This is a genomic window from Oleiphilus sp. HI0043, assembly GCF_001634935.1.
Genome location: NZ_LWEY01001466.1, coordinates 1 through 1,972 on the forward strand (window position 1 = coordinate 1; position 1,972 = coordinate 1,972).

Here is a 1,972-nt window from a genome sequence, read left to right on the forward strand (position 1 = left end):
ACCCGAGCAAAGAAATGAAGCAACAGGGCTTGTTTTATCTCGAACCAACACGTCTATAATTAGCAGTAAGTTATGATGCAGTATCTAAAAAATATCGTTCCGTCTTCCTCGCGCTTATCGTCGCGCTTGGCCTGATTTCTTGGCTCTACGATAACGCACCCGAGCCTGAGCAAAGTACTCAACAGAACCTGGCGCCAAGAGTTCCTTACACAGAGGTAATCGAAAGCAGCCAAGCGATTCCAATCTATAGTCGCGGTAGAGTATCTGCCTCAGAAGTTCGTCAGATTACCAATCAGGTACCCGGCCTGGTCAAACGTGTCAGCAAAGAGCTTAGTATAGGCGCAAGGGTCAAGCAGGGCGACATTCTCATTGAACTTGAACAACAGCCTTTTGTACTCGATATCGCACAAAAACAAGCTGAACTTGACCGAACTAAACTTGAATTAGTCAGAGTTAAAGCAAAGGCGGCTGTCGCACAAAAAGGCCTAAAACGAAACGCAACTGACTATGCGCGTCATATACCACAGGTGCGCCATGCCAGCAGTCAAGTTTCGGCCGCGGAAGCCGCCTTAGCTTATGCAAAACAACAACTCAAGAAGACTGTAATCAGAGCACCAATAGATGGCAAAGTCATTAAACTGAGTATTACTGAAGGCGAGTACATACTGGCTACCTCAAATGTTGCAACAATCTATGGGACTGACGAAGTTGAAGTCCGACTCCCGTTAAATGACCAGCAAATTGAAATTCTCGGTCTAAATCATAAAGGCTACTTGGGCAAAACAAGTAAACCTATTGCTAGCTTGAACAGCTATCAAAACCCGACAAAACAATGGCAAGGACTTATCGACCGAATTGAAGGGGAGCGCGATAGAAATCAGCTTCTTTATGTTATTGCGCAAGTTTCAAGCAATAACGCTTCAAACAAATCTAGCAAGAGCTTACTACCAGGCTCCTTTGTTGAAGCAAGGATCGAAGGGCAAGTAATCAATAATTTAAAGCTAATTCCTCGTAGTGCTGAACCTGCCAACAACACTGTTTGGACGATTGATAACGATATGCGCTTACACAGAAAAAATATCGAACTAGTGTATCGTGGCAAAGAGCTATCCTTCGTAAAGGCGGGATTAAATGCAAACGAACGTATCGTTACCGGTTCATTTCATTTAATGGCAGAAGGTATGAAAGTTGAGCCTTACCTAGCCAATGATCTCGCGCTTATTGAGCACCCTGTAGCGAGTACAATTCAATGAAAGGTGCGATCGCATGGTTTGCACATAATCCGGTTGCCGCCAACTTGCTTATGTTTACCGTGTTTGCCTTGGGTTATATCAGCCTGCCCGATATTCGCAAAGAGCTGATCCCAAATGTGTCCCTTGAACGTATTGGGATAGATACGAGCCTGCCTGGTGCGTCAGTTGAAACCATAGAATCTAGCATCTGCAAGCCAATCGAAAACCAGATTTATGATATTGAGGGCACACTTGAGCTTAGCGCTATTGCGCATGAGGGTTTTTGCTCAATGACTCTTGACGTAGCAGACGGCTACCTCACGAAAGATATACTAGATACAGTTAAAAGCCGTCTCGAAAACTATGATGCCTTACCAGACGAGGCAGAAGAGCCAACCGTCAAGGAATTGATTGTACGTAATCGCGTTAGTAAATTAATTCTCAGTGGCACCGCGGACTACGCTAGCATGAGCAAGATGGCGCGAAGCATACGCAGTGAAATCCTCGAAAACGATAACATCAGCATCATCGACCTAGAAGACGTTAAAGACTCTGAAATACAAGTCTATATCCCGGCACATAACTTAGAGCAATATCAAGTTAGCTTCGAAGAGATCAGTCGTCTAATTAGGCAACAATCAAATCAGTTACCAGGTGGCGTATTAAAAACCCATGACGGTGACGTACTAATCACCAGTGATGCTAAAAAAAGTGATGCAGAGGGTTATCGAAATATCATT

2 protein-coding genes are annotated in these 1,972 nt (G+C 44.2%); both read left to right on the top strand.

Translation table 11 applies throughout. From position 1 onward, the window contains the following. Positions 1–236: 236 nt before the first annotated feature. Entirely contained in the window at positions 237–1,253 is a 1,017-nt protein-coding gene (locus A3729_RS31040; RefSeq protein WP_255376405.1) for an efflux RND transporter periplasmic adaptor subunit, read from the top strand. Next, positions 1,250–1,972, top strand: a 723-nt coding sequence (locus A3729_RS20715) for an efflux RND transporter permease subunit (RefSeq protein WP_197475960.1), incomplete at its 3' end; no start/stop codon positions are given. The genes A3729_RS31040 and A3729_RS20715, both read left to right, overlap by 4 nt.